This is a genomic window from Stenotrophomonas rhizophila, assembly GCF_000661955.1.
In the GTDB taxonomy this organism is placed as follows: Bacteria; Pseudomonadota; Gammaproteobacteria; order Xanthomonadales; family Xanthomonadaceae; genus Stenotrophomonas; species Stenotrophomonas rhizophila.
The window spans coordinates 57,769-74,699 of the sequence record NZ_CP007597.1 but is presented as its reverse complement, the minus strand read 5'-3'; the positions used below and the strand labels follow the sequence as shown (position 1 = coordinate 74,699).

The 16,931-nt window shown below is 67.7% G+C and carries 17 protein-coding genes; 4 read left to right on the top strand and 13 right to left on the bottom strand.

What is annotated here, in order from left to right:
• Window positions 1-122: 122 nt before the first annotated feature.
• Both DX03_RS00300 and polA read right to left on the bottom strand, forming a co-directional pair.
• On the bottom strand, window positions 123-599 hold the full coding sequence (locus DX03_RS00300) for a DUF421 domain-containing protein (RefSeq protein WP_038685514.1): 477 nt from the start codon (window positions 597-599) through the stop codon (window positions 123-125).
• Between the two features lie 376 nt (window positions 600-975).
• On the bottom strand, window positions 976-3,747 hold the full coding sequence (polA, locus tag DX03_RS00295; protein ID WP_038685512.1) for a DNA polymerase I: 2,772 nt from the start codon (window positions 3,745-3,747) through the stop codon (window positions 976-978).
• 97 nt (window positions 3,748-3,844) lie between these two features.
• Between polA and DX03_RS00290 the strand changes: the two genes are divergently transcribed.
• Window positions 3,845-4,129 (top strand): DUF2782 domain-containing protein, encoded by a 285-nt coding sequence (locus DX03_RS00290; RefSeq protein ID WP_038685510.1) that lies wholly within the window; start codon window positions 3,845-3,847, stop codon window positions 4,127-4,129.
• A gap of 79 nt (window positions 4,130-4,208) precedes the next feature.
• A complete protein-coding gene (locus DX03_RS00285; protein ID WP_038685508.1) occupies window positions 4,209-4,448 on the top strand; it encodes a hypothetical protein in 240 nt (79 codons plus the stop codon).
• Window positions 4,449-4,760: 312 nt separating this feature from the next.
• On the opposite strand, the gene DX03_RS00280 is transcribed toward DX03_RS00285, so the two are convergent.
• The 3 genes from DX03_RS00280 to DX03_RS00270 form a co-directional block, all read right to left on the bottom strand.
• A complete protein-coding gene (locus tag DX03_RS00280; RefSeq protein WP_038685506.1) occupies window positions 4,761-5,207 on the bottom strand; it encodes a universal stress protein in 447 nt (148 codons plus the stop codon).
• A gap of 72 nt (window positions 5,208-5,279) precedes the next feature.
• Window positions 5,280-5,840, bottom strand: a complete 561-nt coding sequence (locus DX03_RS00275; protein WP_038685504.1) for a sugar O-acetyltransferase — start codon at window positions 5,838-5,840, stop codon at window positions 5,280-5,282.
• Between the two features lie 72 nt (window positions 5,841-5,912).
• Window positions 5,913-6,185 carry a hypothetical protein gene (locus DX03_RS00270; protein WP_038685502.1) on the bottom strand — a complete coding sequence of 91 codons (273 nt, stop codon included), beginning with the start codon at window positions 6,183-6,185 and terminating at the stop codon, window positions 5,913-5,915.
• Between the two features lie 255 nt (window positions 6,186-6,440).
• On the opposite strand from DX03_RS00270, the gene DX03_RS00265 reads away from it, so the two are divergent.
• Window positions 6,441-7,163 (top strand): DUF4386 domain-containing protein, encoded by a 723-nt coding sequence (locus DX03_RS00265; protein ID WP_038685500.1) that lies wholly within the window; start codon window positions 6,441-6,443, stop codon window positions 7,161-7,163.
• Between the two features lie 187 nt (window positions 7,164-7,350).
• Here the strand turns inward: DX03_RS00265 and DX03_RS00260 are convergent, their stop codons facing one another.
• Both DX03_RS00260 and DX03_RS00255 read right to left on the bottom strand, forming a co-directional pair.
• A complete protein-coding gene (locus DX03_RS00260) occupies window positions 7,351-7,905 on the bottom strand; it encodes a hypothetical protein (protein WP_038685497.1) in 555 nt (184 codons plus the stop codon).
• A 105-nt stretch (window positions 7,906-8,010) separates the two neighbouring features.
• A complete protein-coding gene (locus DX03_RS00255) occupies window positions 8,011-8,349 on the bottom strand; it encodes a low molecular weight protein tyrosine phosphatase family protein (RefSeq protein WP_038685495.1) in 339 nt (112 codons plus the stop codon).
• Between the two features lie 205 nt (window positions 8,350-8,554).
• Here DX03_RS00255 and DX03_RS00250 point away from each other — a divergent pair, with 205 nt between their 5' ends.
• Window positions 8,555-9,271, top strand: coding sequence for a hypothetical protein (locus tag DX03_RS00250; protein WP_038685493.1), 717 nt, complete (start codon window positions 8,555-8,557; stop codon window positions 9,269-9,271).
• 150 nt (window positions 9,272-9,421) lie between these two features.
• On the opposite strand, the gene uvrD is transcribed toward DX03_RS00250, so the two are convergent.
• The 6 genes from uvrD to rpmB form a co-directional block, all read right to left on the bottom strand.
• Window positions 9,422-11,614, bottom strand: coding sequence for a DNA helicase II (gene uvrD, locus DX03_RS00245; protein ID WP_038685491.1), 2,193 nt, complete (start codon window positions 11,612-11,614; stop codon window positions 9,422-9,424).
• Window positions 11,615-11,648: 34 nt separating this feature from the next.
• Window positions 11,649-12,656, bottom strand: a complete 1,008-nt coding sequence (gene bla, locus DX03_RS00240; RefSeq protein WP_244880155.1) for a subclass B3 metallo-beta-lactamase — start codon at window positions 12,654-12,656, stop codon at window positions 11,649-11,651.
• Window positions 12,657-12,802: 146 nt separating this feature from the next.
• Complete coding sequence (locus DX03_RS00235; protein WP_038685489.1) at window positions 12,803-14,203, bottom strand: FAD/NAD(P)-binding protein; 1,401 nt, start codon at window positions 14,201-14,203, stop codon at window positions 12,803-12,805.
• 36 nt (window positions 14,204-14,239) lie between these two features.
• Window positions 14,240-15,658, bottom strand: coding sequence for a cardiolipin synthase (gene cls / locus DX03_RS00230; protein ID WP_038691644.1), 1,419 nt, complete (start codon window positions 15,656-15,658; stop codon window positions 14,240-14,242).
• Window positions 15,659-16,316: 658 nt separating this feature from the next.
• Window positions 16,317-16,484 (bottom strand): 50S ribosomal protein L33, encoded by a 168-nt coding sequence (gene rpmG / locus DX03_RS00225; protein WP_172407465.1) that lies wholly within the window; start codon window positions 16,482-16,484, stop codon window positions 16,317-16,319.
• Between the two features lie 10 nt (window positions 16,485-16,494).
• Entirely contained in the window at window positions 16,495-16,731 is a 237-nt protein-coding gene (rpmB, locus tag DX03_RS00220; protein WP_019185625.1) for a 50S ribosomal protein L28, read from the bottom strand.
• Window positions 16,732-16,931: the final 200 nt, after the last annotated feature.

Below are 16,931 nucleotides of genomic sequence, written 5' to 3'. Positions count from 1 at the left end.
GCAGAGGCCGGTGCGTTACCGAGGGTGGGATCGCGCACGGCCGATGGTCGCCCCGGCGGGTGGTAGAGCCACCCCATGGGTGGCTGCGGTACCCAACGAAGGCAGCCACCCATGGGGTGGCATTACCCCTTCTTCGGCACGATGGTGATGTGGCCGTTGATTTCCAGCACCGCCAGCGCGACATCGTCGATCGACAGGCAACCCTGTTGGCGCAGCGCCGCGTCGACATCAGACGAGGTGACCATTTCGCGCCGGAGCACCGAATCCAGCAGCTTGCCGTCGCGCGCGATCAGCACCGGCTCGCCTTCAACCAGGGTTTCCACGCGCCGGCTGCGCGTGCTCAACCACCCCACCCCGTAGTTGAGCAGGATCAGCGTGGCCGCCAGCAGCAGCCCGCCGCCCAGCGACGTGTCCTTGCCCAGCAGGGCGTTCTGCACCGCATTGCCCAGCAGCACGATCAGCAGCACATCGAACGGGGTGATCTGGCCCAGCGCGCGCTTGCCCGACAACCGCACCATGCCCAGCACCAGAACGTACACCACCACCGCGCGCAGGATGAATTCCCACCACGGCATGGCCAATGCAAACAGATCGCTCATGCGGTTCTCCCCGGGTCCAGCCCACAGCATGGGCCGCGCGTGGGGCAAACGGCAATCGGCAGCGCGGGGGCCTGTCCTGCGGCGGGCCGCGCGGAGTTTATGGCGGCCCAAATAAAAAGCCCCGCCGACCAGGGGGAGGTCAGCGGGGCCGGGGAACGGGCGCTTGGGGAGGAGCCCCCGTTCCGAGATCTGCTCCAGGGGATGGGAGAGATCCACAACAGGCGTTGCGCCTGTCGAGGTCTATAAAAGCACCCCGAACATTGATAGTTCGTGAAGGGGCCCAATTAATGAAAGCTCTGTAGGGGAAACATTCATCCGACAGTCAGTTTTTCAAGGCGCCATGAACCAATTCAGCTGTTTGAGCGTGATTTCCGTCTCAGTGCGCCTCATCCCAGTTATCACCGACGCCGGCGTCCACCACCAACGGCACCCGCAACTGGGCTGAAGACGACATCAGTTCCACCACCTTCAAACGCAAGGTATCGAGAAACTCACTTTCGGTTTCAAACACCAGTTCATCGTGCACCTGCATGATCATCCGCGCCTGGTCGCCCTGGCCCTGCAGCCACCCGTCCACTTTCACCATCGCCCGCTTGATGATGTCGGCCGCGGTGCCCTGCATCGGGGCGTTGATCGCCGCGCGTTCAGCCCCGGCGCGCAGGCCCTGGTTGCGGGCGTGAATGTCGTTCAGGTACAGCCGGCGGCCTTCCAGGGTTTCCACATAGCCCTGGTCGCGGGCCTGCTGGCGCATACGCTCCATGAAGTCGCGCACGCCCGGGTAGCGGCTGAAGTACAGCGCCACGTAATCCTGGGCCTGGCCGCGGTCGATGCCCAGGTTGCGGGCCAGCCCGAACGCGCTCATGCCGTACATCAGGCCGAAGTTGATCGCCTTGGCCGCGCGGCGCTCGTTCGGGGTGACCTCGTCCAGCGCGCGCCCGAACACCTCGGCCGCGGTGGCCCGGTGCACGTCCACGCCCTGTTCGAAGGCGCGCACCAGGCCCGGGTCTTCGGACAGGTGGGCCATGATCCGCAGCTCGATCTGCGAGTAATCGCAGGCCAGGATCTTGCGCCCGGGCGGGGCCACGAACGCACGGCGGATGCGGCGGCCGTCGTCGGTGCGGATCGGGATGTTCTGCAGGTTCGGGTCCGACGAGGACAGCCGGCCGGTGGCCGCGCCGGACTGGTGGTAGCTGGTGTGGACCCGGCCGGTGTCCGGGTTGACCATCTCCGGCAGCTTGTCGGTGTAGGTGCTGCGCAGCTTGGCCAGCCCGCGGTACTCCAGGATCACCCGCGGCAGCTCGTGCTGCTCGGCAATGGCCTCCAGCGCCTCTTCATTGGTGCTGGGCTGGCCCTTGGGGGTCTTCACCAGCGCCGGCAGCTTCAGCTCGTCGAACAGCACCGCCTGCAGCTGCTTGGGCGAATCCAGGTTGAAGGTGTGGCCGGCCAGCTCGGTGGCCTTCTGCTGGGCGGCCAGCATGCGCACGCTCAGGTCCTGGCTCTGGCGGCGCAGTTCGGCCATGTCGATGTGCACGCCGTTGGCTTCGATCCGGGCCAGCACCGGCACCAGCGGCATTTCGATGTCGCGGTACACCCCGTCCAGCGACGGAACAGCCAGCAGCTGTGGCTGCAACACGCGGTGCAGGCGCAGGGTGATGTCGGCGTCTTCGGCGGCATAGCGGCCTGCCTCGTCCAGGCCCACCTGCGAGAACGGGATCTGCTTGGCACCCTTGCCGGCCACGTCCTCGAACTTGATCGTGGTGTAGCCCAGGTAGCGCATTGCCAGCGAATCCATGTCGTGGCGGGTGGCGGTGGAATTGAGCACGAAGCTCTCCAGCATGGTGTCGTCGTGGTAGCCCTGCACGTCGATGCCATGCCGGCGCAGCACGTGCAGGTCGTACTTGCCGTGCTGGCCGAGCTTCTTCTTGTCGGGGTTTTCCAGCACCGGGCGCAGTGCGGCCAGTACCTGTTCGGCGCCCAGCTGGGCCGGCGCGCCGGGATAGTTGTGGCCCACCGGGATATAGGCGGCCCTGCCCGGCTCCACCGCCAGGCTGATGCCCACCAGGTTGGCGCGCATCGCATCGAGCGCGTCGGTTTCGGTGTCGAAGGCGATCAGGTCGGCCGCCTCGGCGCGCTGCACCCAGGCATCCAGCTGTTCGGTGGTGAGCACGGTCTCGTACTCGCCGGGCGCCGACAGCGCCGGATCGACCTCGGCCGCCGTTTCCGCCGGCGCGCTGCGTGCGTACCCGGCGGCGGTGCCACGCAGGCTCACCGTGGCGTCGCTGGCGGCCACCGCCGCCGCGGCCGGGCCTCCCAGCTCCTTCAGCGCCTGGGTGAAGCCGTAGCGCAGGTACAGCTCGCCCAGGGTGGGTACGTCCGGGTCGCGCAGTGCCAGCGTGCGCGGGCTGGACTCCAGCGGCACGTCGGTGCGGATGGTGACCAGTTCGCGGTTGAGCGGCAGGCGCTCCAGCGCCGCGCGCAGGTTCTCGCCGATCTTGCCCTTCATGCCCGGTGCGGCGGCCATCACCCCGTCCAGGTTCTGGTACTCGGCCAGCCACTTGGCGGCGGTCTTGGGGCCGCACTTCTCCACGCCGGGCACGTTGTCCACGGTGTCGCCCATCAGCGCCAGCAGGTCGACGATCTGGTCGGCGCGCACGCCGAACTTGTCCATCACCGCCGCATCCGAATCCATCCGGCTGCCGGTCATGGTGTTGACCAGTTCGATGCCCGGGCGGACCAGCTGGGCGAAGTCCTTGTCGCCGGTGGAGATGGTCACCTGCAGGCCGTCCTGGTGGCCCTGCAGGGCCAGCGTGCCGATCACATCGTCGGCTTCCACGCCGGGAATGCGCAGGATGCTCAGGCCGAGCGCTTCGACGATGCGGCACATCGGCTCGATCTGCGGACGCAGGTCGTCGGGCATCGGCGGGCGGTTGGCCTTGTAGTCGGCATACAGGTCGTCGCGGAAGGTCTTGCCGGGCGCATCGACCACGAACGCCACGTAGGCCGGGCGCTCCTTCAGGGTGGCGCGCAGCATGTTGACCACACCGAACAGCGCGCCGGTGGGTTCACCGTGGGCGTTGGTCAGCGGCGGAAGCGCGTGGAACGCGCGGTACAGGTAACTGGACCCGTCAATCAGGACTAATCGGCTCATGCGACGATTCTACGCGCCCGCCCGCGCCGACCCCAGACACGCCGACGACGACGCGTGGGGCATAATCGACCTTCACTTTGTACAAGGACCTCGGCCCATGAAGACCCTGTTGCTGGTTGGCCTGCTCGCGCTGGCCGGTTGTGCCACCACGGGCGGCGGCGGTAAGCCCCCGGTCGATGTAAGCGGTGCCGATGTGTCCAGCAAGACCCTGGCCAACGGCGACACGCTGCAGGAGTACCGCGTGGGTGGCCAGCTGCGGATGGTCAAGGTGACGCCTGCGCAGGGCCCGGCGTTCTACATGTACGACCGCAACGGCGATGGCCGCATGGACAGCGACAAGGACGGCGTGTCGCCGGTGTATTGGAAGCTCTACAGCTGGTGACGGCAGGCGCCCCGCCCGCCACGCGGTTGGAACGCTGCTTGCATCGACAGGTTCTCCGGACTTTGCCTTGTTTCAGTAGATGAATACGCCCGAACGCCGCCAGCCGCCCGACCCCGCCCAGCTGCGGGCCGGGCTCACCGACGCGCAACGCCAGGCCGTGGAAACGCTGGAACACTTTGGCTGGCACCTGCGCTTCGTGCGCCGCCCGCTGTTCCGCGACCCGATCCCGGTCCTGTTCGACCGCAGCGGCGAACGCTTCGTGGTGCTGCAGCCTGACGGCACCCTGGATGAATCGCAGACGCTGAAGCTGCGGCCGTAGCGGTGAACGCACCCTCAGCACACCCACGGTAGTGCCGGCCGCTGGCCGGCTCCTCGCACCCTCAACACACCACGGTAATGCCGGCCGCTGGCCGGCTCCTCGCAACCTCTACACACCACGGTAATGCCGGCCGCTGGCCGGCTCCTCGGCAAACCCTACACACCACGGTAATGCCGGCCGCTGGCCGGCTCCTCGGCAAACCCTACCCAACACGGTAGTGCCGGCCGCTGGCCGGATCCTCGTAAAACCTGGCATGGTCGGGAGCCGGCCAGCGGCCGGCACTACCGGGACGCGCTTACGCAGCGCCGTCCGTCATCGGATCACCAGCACCGGCACGGTGCTGCGCGCGAGCACCTCGGCGGTCTGGCTGCCCAGCAGCACGCGGGTGACGCCGCGGCGGCCATGCGAGGTCATCACGATCAGGTCGCTGTTGCGCTCTACGGCGGTATCGATGATGCCGTCGGCCGCATACCGGTCCAGCACGTGCACTACGTTGGCACGCAGGCCCTGCGCCTCGGCGGTGGCCTTGGCCGGGGCCAGGACCTTCTGCGCGGTCTCTTCGCGGTCGGCCTTGTACTCGGGGCTGTTCATGTAGCCCACGCTCCAGCCCATCGCGTCGTACATGCCCACCGCCCACGGCTCGGACACGGTCACGATGTCGACCTCGGCATTCAGATCCTTGGCCAGTTCCAGGCCTTTGAGCAGGCCCTTTTCAGACAGCTCCGAACCGTCGGTGGCAATCAGGATTCGCTTGTACATGGCAGGGCTCCTTCCGGTGCAGTGTGGGACCACCATTGCACACCCGGCGTGGAGGCCGCGCCTTGAGCCGGATCAATCGCGCGGGGGCACCACGCGTGCGGGGTTGCCCACCACGGTGGCACCGGCCGCCACGTCGCGGGTGACCACGCTGCCTGCACCCACCACCGCATTGTCGCCAATGCGCACGCCCGGCAGCAGGATGGCGCCACCGCCAATCCACACATTGCGCCCGATCCGCACCGGTCGCGCCAGCTCCAGCCCCTGTGCCCGCGCCTGCGGGTCGCGCGGGTGGTCGGCCGCGTAGATCTGCACTGCCGGGCCGATCTGGGTGCCATCGCCGATGTGCACCTCGGCCACGTCCAGGATCACGCAGTTGTAGTTGAGGAACACCCCGGTGCCCAGGTGGATGTGGCTGCCGTAGTCGCAATGGAACGGCGGGCGGATCACCGTGCCGTCGCCGACCGCGCCGAGGCGCTCGCGCAGCAGCGCACGGCGGACATCCGGCGCCTCGGCCAGGGCGGCGTTGTAGCGCACCATCCAGGCCTTGGCCGCCGCCATCTCGGCCTGCAGCTGCGGGTCGCCCGGCCGGTAGGGTTGGCCGGACAGCATCTTGTCCTTCTCGCTCAGCGCCATGATCGTTCCTGCAATGCGGCTGCTGATGATGCCGGTTCGCCACGACGCCGGTAAGCCCGCAGCGCGTCCGGTTCAGCGCAGGCGCAGCTGCCGCCGCGGTCCGCGCGTGACAACCAGCGTGGCCACCGCCAACGCGACCGCGGTGGCCCAGAACGGCCAGGACGCCAGCAACGCGCACAGGCCATCCGGGCGCGGTTCGCAGCGCAGCCGGACCAGGTCCAGGCCACCGCCGTGTTGCAGGCAGGCGTAGGCATGCTCGAACAGGGCCACGACCGGTGCCACCCAGTCTGCCGACAGCGTCAGCGCAACCAGGACAGCCAACAGGTACGGAGTTCCCTTGTTCATTTGCGCGCTCCCAGCGGACAGCGCCAGACTCTGGTCGCCGCGCCGGACCGCCACAAGCGGCACGCGACGAAGCGGCTGAAATGCGGGATGAGTGCACGGCCATGGCCGACGAGTGGGGGCGCCGGCGCCCGCGGCGGGCGGCCCTGCGCCGCCCTACCGTCCGTCGGCGCGTGACTTCCGGCAGTCACCGCAGCCCCACCAGCGCCGTACGGTGGCGGCAACCGGTCCTTCCACACCGGCACCCGGAGCGGCACGATGGCAACGCAGCAGCGGACCGGCCGCCTGGCCGGTGGGGTGTATCTGGTGGTGATCGCCACCGGCATCTTCAGCCTGGCCTATGTGCCTTCCCGGATCAGCGTCGGTGACGATCCCGCCGCCACCGTGGCCAACGTGATCGCGCATGCCGACCTGTTCCGCGCCGGCATCGCCGCCTTCGCGCTGGAGCAGATCGCCTTCCTGCTGCTACCGCTGCTGCTGTATCGCGTGTTCGCCGCGGCGCATCGCCCGGCGGCCACGCTGATGGTGGCACTGGCGGTCACCGGAGTACCGATCGCGCTGGCCGCACTTTCCCATCGCCTGGAGGCGGTGACCCTGCTCACCGACCCGGCGCTGGCGCGGGCGCTGTCGGGCGGGCAGCTGCAGATGCTGGCGATGGCCGCGCTGAAAAGCTGGAGCAGCCACATCTTCCTGGCCAGCCTGTTCTGGGGCCTGTGGCTGCTGCCGTTCGGCTGGCTGGTGTGGCGCACGCGCGCCATACCGCGCGTGCTCGGCGTGCTGCTGATGCTCGGCGGCATCGGCTACCTGCTCAACGTGTTCGGCGAGCTGCTGATCCCCGGCTACGCCACGACGGCACTCTCCAACTACGCCACGCTGCCCGCTTCGCTCGGTGAGATCGGCAGCGGCCTGTGGCTGACCCTGTTCGGGGCGCGCACCCCCGACCTTGTCCCGCCCCGGGTGGCGCGTGCGGTCAACGACTGACCGTCACCTGCCACCCGCCCTCATGCGGCTGCCAGTCGAACTCGACCGGCAGGAATTTCTCGATCAGGCGCGCGTGCAGCCGACCAACGGTCGGCTCTACCGGGGTTGGCGGCCTGCCAACGGTCTGGGGTTCGGTAGAGCCGACCGTTGGTCGGCTGCTCGCACACCCGGCACCGTTACACGATGATCAGGCGATCTTCACCACGCGCGCGCCCTGGCACAGCGGGTAGGTGGCGACCAGGTCGGCGATGCGCTCGCGCAAGGTCTCGAACGACACGCCGTACAGATACAGCGCGGTCTCGGTCGGCCCCTGCCACCAGCTGCAGATCTCGCCCACGCCTTCAATCCGCTCGACGATCTGCTCGAACACATAGTTCGAGTCGCACTGCTCGTAGACCTCATCGGGCAGGTCGGTGCCGTTGAGGTACAGCGCCAGGCCTTCGGTGACGCCGAACGGCTGGTCCGGTTCGCCTGCACGCTGGATCAGCGAGCCCTTCGGCGCGCCCAGCTGTTCCAGCAGTTCGATCACGCCCGGCAGCGAGGCCGGGTCGGTCAGGGCAATCTCGATATCGCCGTAGTCCACTTCGCCCTCGTCGGTCAGCGCAGTGCCGCCGCCGGTAAGCTGGCCCAGCTCAGCGCTTTCCAGCAGCGCATCGAGCGGATCCTCGAACAGCTCATGGCGATGCTCGGGTTGCAGCTTGGCATTCAATTTGACGGTGACGTGCAGCGGGGAATCGGTCATGGGGGTGGCCTGTGCCAACGGAATACGCCCCATTGTAGTGCCGGCCGCTGGCCGGCTCCCGATAACAACCGAGCGAAGAGCAGCCGGCCAGCGGCCGGCAGGCCCTCACCGCAGGAACGGCGCAACCTTGCGCTCCAGCATCTCCACCAGTGCCGGCTGCATGAAGGCGTAGTCGTCGGGAATATCCAGGCAGATGATGCGCTTGCCGCCCAGCCAGGGCCGGAACCGGCTGGACAGGCGGCTGCGGTGCGCACGCTCCATCACGAAGATCAGCTCGGCCCATTCCAGCAGCTCCGGGCTGACCGGCACATCGGCATCGGGCTTGAGCCCGGCCGATGCGGTTTCGATGCCCGGCCAGGCGGCGAACACCTGCTCGGCCGTGGGGCTGCGCAGGCGGTTCTGGCTGCAGATGAACAAGACGTGGCGTGGAACGCGTTGGGTCATGGATTTCGGAATTCCTTCATCTGCAACACTCGGTCAGTGCCTGGTACCACCACTCGTACTATGTGTATGGTGCCGCACGCCTTCACCTGCAATCGTGATCTCCGCGCGTGCACCTTCACTCTGGCGACGTCATTCCGGGCCCGCCACGGGCGTCACCCCGCCAAGCATCAAGCGCAGACGCACTACCATCGTAGAGGATGCCCATATGATCTCAAGAGACGACCTTCTCCAGGACTTTGACGATGTCCAGAGCGAGTCAGGATGCTATTTCTTCCAGCACGTGCTGCCGCAGTTCAACTACGCGTACTGCCTGAGAAGCACCGAAGACCAGGACTTGCTTGTGGTCTCGAAAGGCATCGAAGACAGGAAGTTCGCCTCGAGCGTGACAATGCAGGCACCCGCTTGTCTGCCGCCAGGAGCGCCCACTGTTTTTGAGCTGCAGGCGAACGACTATGGGTTTACCCACGCAATGGCGGTTCCCCACACGTATCACGGCCATCTCAAAGGCCGCCTCGAGGCAAAGCGTGGGCAACTGTTTCTCTGTATCCCGATCTTCCGGTGCGAGTTCGCCGGCGATGAGTCGGCGGACGCGTTCAGGGATGCCATCCTGAGGACCGTAGCGGTGTTCGACTGGACCCGAACTGTCTCCCCAAAAATCAGCGTTTACTTCGACAACCCTGGAACCGGGGGCGGAACGGAGGCGTGCGGCGCCATCGTGACGTTCGCCACATTGATCTCGGAAGTGAAGAACCTGAGCGGCATAGTCAATGGATTCATCGAGATCACGAACTACACAGGTGACGTCGTTGAGGTGCTTTCAACCAGCGAAGGTGCGTTTACGTTGATCCGCAACCGAAAGGATGAAGAAGCAATGGACGTTGATTCACTGAGATCGATGCTGGAGCACTTTGTCAGCCGCTGACGGTCAGTCGAGGCCGAGCACCAGCTCGGCATGGAATCGATGCCCTCCAGCGGATTTCTGAGGCCAGACGGTCAGTGCCGACCAACGGTCGGCACCTACCTGTGGGATGTTCCCACTCAACCGCTCCCCAGCAATCGTGGCGCGCCGGGCTCAGAGCACGGTGAGGTTGGCGTAGGCCATCACCAGCCACTTGCTGCCGGCGTCGGCGAACTCCACCTGCACGCGCGCGTGCTGGCCGTTGCCCTCGTAGTCGGTGACCATGCCTTCGCCGAATTTCGGGTGGTTGACCAGCGCGCCCAGCTTCAGCGGCGGCGCCTCCAGCGCGGCGTGGCCCATCACCCGGTTGGCACCGAGCGAGGCGGTGCGCGAGACCTGCACCTTGGGCCGCACTTCGTTGAGCAGTTCCCGCGGGATCTCGCGCAGGAAGCGCGACGGCACGTTGTAGTTTTCCTGCCCGTGGATGCGCCGCGATTCGGCGTAGCTGAGCACCAGCTTCTGGCGCGCGCGGGTGATGCCCACGTACGCCAGACGGCGCTCTTCCTCCAACCGCCCGCTTTCTTCGAGCGAGCGTGCGCTCGGGAACAGGCCATCTTCCATGCCGGCCAGGAACACGATCGGGAACTCCAGGCCCTTGGCCGAGTGCAGCGTCATCAGCTGCACGCCCTCCTCGCCCGCCTGGGCCTGGCCTTCGCCGGCCTCCAGCGAGGCGTAGGACAGGAACGCGACCAGTTCGCTCATGGTCTCGCCGGTCTCTTCGATGTCGTCCTCGCGGCGCACGAACCGCGAGGCCACCGACACCAGTTCGTCCAGGTTGTCCGCGCGCGATTCGGAATCCAGCGCGTTGCGGCTTTCCTTGGACCAGTGTTCGCGCAGGCCCGAACGCACCAGCACGTGGTCGATGCGCTCGGCCAGGGTCATCTCGCCGGCTTCACCATGCAGCTGGTTGACCAGGGTGAGGAAGCCGGCCAGTGCGTTGCGTGCGCGCGCCGCCAGTTCATTGCCCTGGGTGGTGAGCATGGTGGCTTCCCACAGCGAAATCGCGTGGCTGCGCGCCAACCGCCGCACTTCATCCAGGGTGCGGTCGCCGATGCCACGCGTAGGCGTGTTCACCGCGCGCTCGAAGGCGGCGTCGTCGTTGCGGTTGGTCATCAGCCGCAGGTAGGCCAGCGCGTCCTTGATTTCGGCACGCTCGAAGAAGCGCATGCCGCCATATACGCGGTACGGCACCTGCTCGGAGATCAGGGCTTCTTCAAACGCGCGCGACTGCGCATTGCTGCGGTAAAGCACCGCGGCATCGCCATAGCTGCCGCCGTCGCGCACCCACTGGCGCGCGCGCTCGACCACATAGCGCGCCTCGTCCATTTCGTTGTAGGCCGCGTACAGGTCGATCGGGTCACCGTCGCCGCTGTCGGTCCACAGTTCCTTGCCGATGCGGTCGGGGTTGTGCGCGATCACTGCGTTGGCCGCGCCCAGGATGTTGGCGCTGGAGCGGTAGTTCTGCTCCAGGCGCACGGTCTGTGCGCCGGGGAAATCCTTCAGGAAGCGCTGGACGTTCTCGACCTTGGCGCCGCGCCAGCCGTAGATGGCCTGGTCATCGTCGCCGACCACGAACACGTGGCCGCTGTCGCCGGCCAGCACGCGCACGAAGGCGTACTGGATGGCGTTGGTATCCTGGAACTCGTCCACCAGGATTTCGCGGAAGCGCGAGCGGTAATGGGCCAGCAGCGCGGGGTTGTCGCGCAGCAGTTCATGCGCGCGCAGCAGCAGCTCGGCGAAGTCGACCAGGCCGGCGCGGTCGCAGCGTTCCTGGTAGGCGATGTACGCCTGGCGCATGGTTTCCAGCCACGCGTCGTGCGGCTCGGGCTGGATGTGCTGCGGGCGGCGGCCTTCATCCTTCTGCTCGTTGATCCACCACGCAATCTGCTTGGGCGGGTGCTTGCTGTCGTCGATCTCCAGCTGCTGCACCACGCGCTTGACCAGCCGCAGCTGGTCGTCCGAATCGAGCACCTGGAAGCTGTCGGGCAGCTTGGCGTCCTGGTAGTGCAGGCGCAGCAGGCGGTGGGCCAGCCCGTGGAAGGTGCCGATCCACGCGCCGCGGCTGCCCTGCGGCAGCTGCAGGTCGATGCGGTGGCGCATCTCGCCGGCGGCCTTGTTGGTGAAGGTCACCGCAAAAATGCCATGGGTGGGCACGCCGCAGACTTCATTCAGCCAGGCGATGCGGTGGATAAGTACGCGGGTCTTGCCGGAACCGGCACCGGCAAGCACCAGATGGTGGCCGGGCGGGGCGGACACAGCTTCGCGCTGGGCGGGGTTGAGCCCGTCGAGCAAGTGGGAGACATCCATCGGGCTATTTTACGCCCTCCGCGCCCTCCCTGCGTCAGGGCTTGCGGCCGGCGGCCTCGTCCTTCAGGCGGGCGTCCAGCTGGGCGCGTCCGTTCTGCGCGTAACGCTGACAGGCCCCCGCCTCCACCAACGGCGGCGTGCCATCGCCCGCCAGGCGGGCGAACAGATCGCTGCCCAGCGGATGCGGCGTCACGTGGATGTCGCAGGGCAGCGCGGCAAGGGTGTCCAGGCCGCGGCGGAACGCGGCCACCATCTCCGGATGATCCAGGTAGCGGTACTGCGCATCGGAGATGGCGCTGACGCTGTCGGTGTAGGCGATGTCCAGGCAGCGCGCGCCCTCGCAGGAACGCCATGTCCAGCTGGTGCCACCGGGGGTGTGGCCTGGCGTGGCATGCGCGGTCAGCGCCAACGGGCCAACGCGGACCACCTCGCCGTCGCCGATCACCGCAACGTCGGCCACCGGCGGGAAGGTCCCACCGGGTTCGAGGTACTGCGGGTCGCTGCGGTCGCTCCTGCCCTTGCGCAGCGTGGCTACCGCCGGTGCACGCGCCAGCAGCGGGGCACCGGTGGCCGCCTGCAGGTGGGCCAGGCCGGCGGCATGGTCGGAGTGTTCGTGCGAGTTCAGCAGGTACTTCACCGCGTGCGGATCGAAGCCCAGTGCACGGATGTTGGCGGCGATCAGGGGACCGGCCGCCACGGTGCCGCCATCGATCAGCACATGCCCCTGGTCGGAGGTCACCAGCACCGCCGACAGCCCGCAGGTGCCCACATACCAGGTGTTGCCGAAGATGCGCCGTGGCGGGGCGCGATCGTTCCAGCCGTCCATGACGCTGGCACCGGCCGGGCAGGCCGGAATGTCATCGACTGCGCTGGTCGCAGGCGTTGCGGCGTTGGCCGGCGCGCCGGATGCGGGGGCATCGGCACTGTCCGCCGGCCGACAGGCGGCCAGCAGCATGCCCATACCCAGTACGGCGAATACGCGGCGCATCACGGCCGGGGTAACGGGTCCGCGCAGGGCGGTCGGGGCGGAGGTGGGCGTCATGCGCATTCCCGGTCTGAAAGGCAGCAGCCTAGAGCGGTCTGCGCGCCGTCACCAATGCGAAGATCGAGACAGAGGCATGAGCCCTTTGAATACCTCGCGTCAGCCGGTACCGCGAGGTGTCGCAGCTGGCCCACCTACGCAGGGCGTCAGCCCAGCGCGCGCGCCGCGGCCTGCTGCGCCTGCACCCGCAGCTCCGGAATGGCCAGGCTTTCCCACAGCGTGCCGATGCGCAGGCTGCCCACCACCTGCACGCCCGGATGCGGCTGGCCGTTGGCCGCGAGAAGTTCGGCATGCGCCACCGAGGTATCCAGCCCCAGGCCGTGCGGGCCTGGCCGGGCGTGGCCGTCGGCCAGCAACTGCTGCACCAGCGGGTTGCGCATGGCGGTGGCGCGGGTTTCCACGCCGGTGGCATTGATCAGCGCGCCCACGCGCAGCGGGGGCAGGCCACCGTCGGCGCCGTGCGCATGCACCTGCAGAGTGCCGTCGAGCACCAGCACGGTATCGAGCCGGGCGCGGTGGCGCTGCAGCTGGCCCGACTGTTCCAGCGCGGCCAATTGCGCCTCGACACTTTCGGCGATGCGGTGGCGGTGCACGTCCCAGTACCGCACCACGTGGCGCAGGAAGCGACGCTGGTCGGCGGCCTCCAGACCCCGCCACAGTGCCTGGCCCAGCGGGCGGATGCGATCCATCACGCTCTGCCACGGCAGGCCCTGCGCAACGGCGTCACGGGCGTGGCCGCGCAGCGTACGCAGCGCCTGCCGCACTGGCAGACCCGGCAGCGCTTGCGGATCGAAACCAGCCGCGCCGCCGTGCGCGTGCGGCAGCGGCAGCAGTGCATGCCGCGACAGCACGTGGATGCGCCCGCGGTGCCCGGCATTGGCCAGCGCCACCACGCTGTCGGCCATGCTCAGGCCGGAGCCGATGATGGCCAGATCGCCGTCGCCGGCCAGCAGCCGCACGCCGTCGTAGTCCCACGCATCGACCACCTTGCCCGGAGGCAGCGCGTCGGCGCCGGTGACCGGCAGCGGGCGCATGCTGTTGCCGCAGGCCAGCACCACCTGGCGTGCCTGCCAGGTGTCGCCACCGGCCAGCGTCAGCTGCTGCGTGGCGGTGCCGGGCTGCAACGCGGTAACCGCATCATGCACCACGTTGAACTGCGCGGGGCTGCTGGCCTTCGCCTGCTCCAGGCGTGCCTGCAGGTAGGCGGCGTAGCAGCGGCGCGGGGCGTATTCGGCGGCTACCGCATCGCGCGGCAGGCCGGGGAACGCGTCCACCTGCAGCAGGTAGTCCAGGAAATCATCGGGCGCATCGGGCAACGCGCTCATCTTGCCGGCCGGCACGTTGAGCAGGTGCTCGGGCCACGGCGTGGCGTAGGCGATGCCCTGGGCCAGCGCCGAGGCCGGCTCGAACAAAGTGACATGCAGCGCAGCAGTGGCCGTGCGCAGCGCATGCAGCGCCACCAGCACGCCCGCCGCACCGCCGCCGACGATGGCCAGGTCACACTGGCGAGGGGATTGGGTTGCCGTCATGCCCCGATTGTAGGCGATGCGCGCGGTGGCCCCGTGTGGGCCATCGCCGCAGCGCTACATCAGTGCATCGGCCAGCCGCGCGATGCCTTCGCGGCTGCGCCGCCAGGTCGGGCGCTTGCGCCAGCTTTTCAGCTCCAGCTGGCGCGACTGCAACAGGTAGTCGTTCTCGATATGCAGCAGCTGGGCGACGATGCCGCGGTCATAGCAGAGCATGCCGATTTCCGCGTTGAGCGCGAACGAGCGGATGTCCAGGTTGATCGACCCGACCAGCGCGATGTCCTCGTCCACGGTGAGGTGCTTGGCGTGCAGGAAGCAGGGCTCGTACAGCGCGATCCGCACGCCGCTGCGCAGTAGTTCGTCGTAGTAGGCCTCCTGCGCCCAGGCGGTGAGCCGCTGGTTGCTGCTGGCCGACAGGATCAGCTGCACCTGCACGCCCGACAGCGCGGCGATGCGCAGTGCGCTGAGGGTGGCCTCGTCGGGCACGAAGTACGGGGTGACCAGCACGATGCGGCGACGCGCCAGATGGATCAGCGCGTTGACCGCATCGCGTGCGTTGCTGAAGGGATACGCCGGGCCGCTGGGCAGCAGCTGGGTGGCCACGTCGGCCGAGCACACCGGCACGGCGGTGAGCACATCCAGGCGCTGCCCGGTTTCCATGTACCAGTCGCTGGCGAACACCGCTTCCAGGTGCGCCACGCCCGGGCCGCGTACGCGCGCTACCAGTTCCCTGTTGGGAAAGCCCGGCACGAACTCGGGCTGCGCCAGGTTCTGCGAGCCGATGTAGCCCACCCGGTTGTCGATCACCGCGATCTTGCGGTGGTTGCGCAGGTCCATGCGCCCGCTGCGGCGCCAGCGCAGGCCGCCGGGCAGCATCGCGCGGACGTCCACGCCCAGCGCCTGCAGCCGGTGCCGGTAATGGCGCAGCCCGCGCTTGGCGCCCACCGCATCCAGCAGCAGGCGGCAATGCACGCCGCGCGCGGCGGCACGCTGCAACGCCTGCACGATGGCCTCGCCTACCGCGTCGTCGAACATCAGGTAGTACAGCAGGTGCACGCGCTCACGCGCCTGGTCGATGTCGGCGATCAGCGCCTGCAGCGAGGCGTCGTAGTCCACGAGCAGCTCCACGGCGTTGCCATGGATGGGCATGAAGTCGCCCTGGCGTTCGATCAACGGCACGATCTCGGCCGTGGCGGTGTCGGGCTCCGGCGTCCAGCGCAGCGGCGGCTGCAACGCCTGTTCCTCGCGGATCACCTGCGAGGCTTCGGCCTGGCGCTGCACGCGCTGGCGCGACAGCCACGGATGGCCGAACAGCAGGTACAGCGGCAAGCCGAGCAGCGGCACGAAGCCAACCAGCAGCAGCCAGCTGCGCGCGGCACCGGGCGTGGTGCGGCTGGGAATCCACAACAGCGCGGCCAGCCGGATCAGCCAATCCAGCATCAACAACCACGAACCCAGCAGCCACTCGAACAGCATCGCGTCGCCCGTCGGGAGGTAGGCCGGCATTCTGACATGGCCGGTGCATGCACCCGGTAGTGCCGGCCGCCGGCCGGCTCCTCGTGAGTTCGTCAGGAGACCCATAGAGCCTGCCATCGAAAAAGATGCTTCTCCCAATGGAGAGGAGCGCCTCGTTTCGAGGGACGTAGCAGGTTACGCAGGGTGCAACGTGCGTGGTCGGGTTGTGAGGGCGCCGGTTTGGATCGGGTGGCGTCTCCGATGGGGTCTGTCGCGCGCGTGAGGGCCCCGCAACGGCCGGTAGGCCCCTGGTGCAAATGTCCCCCGGCCGCGTGGCGGCCTCCTCCTTTATTTTGCCCAGAAGCCTACCGGCCGCTGCGGGGCTCGGCGTGCGGTAAGCAAGGGGACGCCCGGCTTTTCCGGGGCCTGTGGGTGGGTTGGGCGCTGGCCCCCCATGCCCTTGGAGGCGAAATAAAGGAGGAGGGGGCGGCCGCAGGCCGACGCCGGGGGACATTCGCCGGAAAGGGTCTGGGGGGCCAGCGCCCAACCCACCCACAGGCCGCGCCTGAAAAGGTGCACAGCGCGCTTGGTGCTCGCCAAGCGGACGAGAGAAAGAACCAAAAAAAAACCCGCCACGAGGGCGGGTTTTTTCTTGGGGAAGCTCAAGTACCCTTGCGGATTACTTGATCTTGCCTTCCTTGTACAGGACGTGCTTGCGCACGACCGGATCGTACTTCAGGAATTCCATCTTCCCGGGGGTGTTCTTCTTGTTCTTGTCCGTCGTGTAGAAGTGGCCAGTGTTGGCCGTCGAAATCAGACGGATCTTATCGCGCTTGCCTGCCATGATCGTTTACTCCTCAGACCTTTTCGCCGCGCGAACGCAGCTCAGCCAGAACGGAGTCGATACCGTTCTTGTCGATGGTGCGCAGGGCATGCGCGGAAACACGAAGCTTGACCCAGCGGTTTTCGCTGGCAACCCAGAAGCGGCGCTCGTGCAGGTTGGGCAGGAAACGACGACGGGTCTTGTTGTTGGCGTGCGAGACGTTGTTACCCGTCTGCACTCGCTTGCCGGAAACTTGGCATACGCGGGACATTGCGCACCTCGATGAAAGTAGTTGTCAGCCCATAGCCCGGGCGACGGCGGCCTCGACGGTTTCCCGCCACACGTCATGAGAATCAAAGGGTTACGCTGTCGAGGGCAGGCCGGATGACGTGTTCCCGGCCGCCGATCCAAAGCTTTCTGGACACAGCGAGCCGCGCATTATGCCGCAGGCCGTGGGCTGGCGCAAGTTGT

Bases quoted from the DNA above. Each gene is read 5' to 3' on its own strand.
- uvrD (WP_038685491.1), bottom strand. From the start codon at position 11,614: ATGGATGTCTCCCACTTGCTCGACGGGCTCAACCCCGCCCAGCGCGAA.
- DX03_RS00265 (WP_038685500.1), top strand. From the start codon at position 6,441: ATGGCAACGCAGCAGCGGACCGGCCGCCTGGCCGGTGGGGTGTATCTG.
- DX03_RS00250 (WP_038685493.1), top strand. From the start codon at position 8,555: ATGATCTCAAGAGACGACCTTCTCCAGGACTTTGACGATGTCCAGAGC.
- DX03_RS00280 (WP_038685506.1), bottom strand. From the start codon at position 5,207: ATGTACAAGCGAATCCTGATTGCCACCGACGGTTCGGAGCTGTCTGAA.
- DX03_RS00255 (WP_038685495.1), bottom strand. From the start codon at position 8,349: ATGACCCAACGCGTTCCACGCCACGTCTTGTTCATCTGCAGCCAGAAC.
- DX03_RS00275 (WP_038685504.1), bottom strand. From the start codon at position 5,840: ATGGCGCTGAGCGAGAAGGACAAGATGCTGTCCGGCCAACCCTACCGG.
- DX03_RS00285 (WP_038685508.1), top strand. From the start codon at position 4,209: ATGAATACGCCCGAACGCCGCCAGCCGCCCGACCCCGCCCAGCTGCGG.
- DX03_RS00300 (WP_038685514.1), bottom strand. From the start codon at position 599: ATGAGCGATCTGTTTGCATTGGCCATGCCGTGGTGGGAATTCATCCTG.
- DX03_RS00260 (WP_038685497.1), bottom strand. From the start codon at position 7,905: ATGACCGATTCCCCGCTGCACGTCACCGTCAAATTGAATGCCAAGCTG.
- DX03_RS00270 (WP_038685502.1), bottom strand. From the start codon at position 6,185: ATGAACAAGGGAACTCCGTACCTGTTGGCTGTCCTGGTTGCGCTGACG.
- cls (WP_038691644.1), bottom strand. From the start codon at position 15,658: ATGCTGTTCGAGTGGCTGCTGGGTTCGTGGTTGTTGATGCTGGATTGG.
- DX03_RS00290 (WP_038685510.1), top strand. From the start codon at position 3,845: ATGAAGACCCTGTTGCTGGTTGGCCTGCTCGCGCTGGCCGGTTGTGCC.
- bla (WP_244880155.1), bottom strand. From the start codon at position 12,656: ATGACGCCCACCTCCGCCCCGACCGCCCTGCGCGGACCCGTTACCCCG.
- rpmB (WP_019185625.1), bottom strand. From the start codon at position 16,731: ATGTCCCGCGTATGCCAAGTTTCCGGCAAGCGAGTGCAGACGGGTAAC.
- polA (WP_038685512.1), bottom strand. From the start codon at position 3,747: ATGAGCCGATTAGTCCTGATTGACGGGTCCAGTTACCTGTACCGCGCG.